The organism is Vibrio sp. V08_P9A1T1, assembly GCF_963874405.1.
Lineage (GTDB): Bacteria > Pseudomonadota > Gammaproteobacteria > Enterobacterales > Vibrionaceae > Vibrio > Vibrio anguillarum.
Genome location: NZ_CAWNIB010000240.1, coordinates 1 through 2,029, shown reverse-complemented (window position 1 = coordinate 2,029; position 2,029 = coordinate 1). Strand labels below are relative to the sequence as shown.

At 45.6% G+C, this 2,029-nt stretch carries 2 protein-coding genes; both read right to left on the bottom strand.

Annotated elements, in window-relative coordinates:
- Positions 1-85: 85 nt before the first annotated feature.
- On the bottom strand, positions 86-586 hold the full coding sequence (locus AACT21_RS09590) for a SprT family zinc-dependent metalloprotease (RefSeq protein ID WP_017045505.1): 501 nt from the start codon (positions 584-586) through the stop codon (positions 86-88).
- A gap of 67 nt (positions 587-653) precedes the next feature.
- The gene (metK, locus tag AACT21_RS09585) at positions 654-1,808 is read right to left on the bottom strand and encodes a methionine adenosyltransferase (protein WP_026027375.1); all 1,155 of its coding nucleotides are present in this window, start codon (positions 1,806-1,808) and stop codon (positions 654-656) included.
- Positions 1,809-2,029 lie beyond the last annotated feature (221 nt).

The following is a 2,029-nucleotide window of genomic DNA, read 5'->3' as shown; positions in this document are numbered from 1 at the left end:
GAATAATAAATGATGTTTTTGTTGTTAATTGCAGATAGGTGTAACCACACCGCTGTAGATTCAAGTAGCAGCAACCAAAGTTTATTTAGGAAAGCTGCACGCCAGTAAAATGGAGCGTTTGTGCACAGTGTTGACAGCGGTAGGTGGCTTGATTGCGCATCACTTTATTGTGACGACGGACAGTGAGCGGATAATGCGCACAGGCGCAGTGATATTCAAAGGTTTTGCCTTGCACAGAAGAGACTTCAAAGCGATGAGTGGTATTGGCTGGTAAATGAAACACTTGATTCATCACGGCCTGCCACTCTTTACCGTGTGGACGAACGCGACCATAGCGCTGGTAGGTAATTAGGTGGGCGATTTCATGTGGGATCACTTCATCGAGAAAGGCGCGTTGATTTTCAGCAAACAGCACTGGATTCAGTCTGATTTCCCAACGTTGTAAATAAGCCTTACCTGCCGCCTTTCCCCGTAACTGATAGCTGATACTCGGCATAGGGAAGTCGTGTTGAAAATAGTGACGAGCGGTTGTGATGCACTGTTTTGCTTTTACTTGCGCACGGTAATGTAGCTCAAAATTAGGCACAGATTCATTCCTAGAAAAAAGCCCTTGCGAATGAGCAAGGGCTTACAAATTTAAACTAGGTTGAAAATTACTTCAAGCCAGCAAAGTCACGCAGGATGGCGGCTTTGTCAGTCGCTTCCCAAGGAAACTCTTCACGGCCGAAGTGACCGTAAGCGGCGGTTTTCTTGTAGATCGGTTGCAGCAAATTGAGCATTTCTTGTAGGCCGTATGGGCGTAGGTCGAAGTGCTGGCGTACCGCTTCAATGATGATCTCTTGTGATACTTTCTCAGTACCAAAGGTTTCGACCATGATTGAGGTTGGATCTGCAATACCAATGGCGTATGACAACTGAATTTCACAGCGGTCAGCAAGGCCTGCCGCTACGATGTTTTTCGCTACATAACGCGCCGCGTAGGCTGCACTACGGTCTACTTTTGATGGATCTTTACCAGAGAATGCACCACCACCGTGACGCGCTGCGCCGCCGTAGGTATCAACAATGATCTTACGACCAGTTAAACCACAGTCACCCATTGGGCCGCCAATCACAAAACGACCGGTTGGGTTGATGAAGAATTTGGTCTCTTTGCTAAGCCACTCGGCTGGCAACACTGGCTTAATGATCTCTTCCATGACGCCTTCGCGTAGGTCAGCTGTCGAGATAGAGTCGCAATGTTGCGTTGAAAGAACGACTGCATCAATTCCGACAATTTTACCTTGGTCATATTGGAAGGTAACTTGAGACTTTGCATCAGGACGTAGCCAAGAAAGCGTGCCATTTTTACGCACTTCTGCTTGTTTTTGCATCAAGCGGTGAGCGTAGGTGATCGGTGCTGGCATCAGGATTTCAGTTTCGTTGGTCGCGTAACCGAACATAATACCTTGGTCACCGGCGCCTTGTTCTTTAGGATCGGCCTTATCAACACCTTGGTTGATATCAGGTGACTGTTTACCAATGGTATTCAAAACGGCGCAAGAATTGGCATCGAAACCCATCTCTGAGTTGACGTAACCAATTTCACGAACGGTTTGGCGAGTAAGCTCTTCAATGTCCACCCATGCAGAGGTAGTGATTTCACCACCAACCATGACCATGCCGGTTTTCACGTAAGTTTCACAAGCAACGCGCGCTTTGATGTCTTGTTCTAGAATCGCATCCAAAACTGCATCAGAAATTTGGTCTGCAATTTTATCTGGATGGCCTTCTGAAACGGATTCAGAAGTAAACAGGTGCTTAACCATGAGAGCTCCACTTTTAATCGTTGGACTATGGCAAGCTTCGCTCACCATCGTTATTCATTAGTTTATGTAGGTGTTTCTACATCTAGACGTCTATTCTAGTTTTGAATGGTCGAATTACAAGTTATTTTTACGCCTGTCTGTAAACCAAACGTTTGCTTAAATTTAGATGAAAAATTGGAGTTTGGTTTTTTATCCTAAAAATAAGCGCTAAAGAGCACTAT

Coding starts and splice junctions, on each gene's coding strand:
- metK (WP_026027375.1), bottom strand. CDS start 1,808: ATGGTTAAGCACCTGTTTACTTCTGAATCCGTTTCAGAAGGCCATCCA.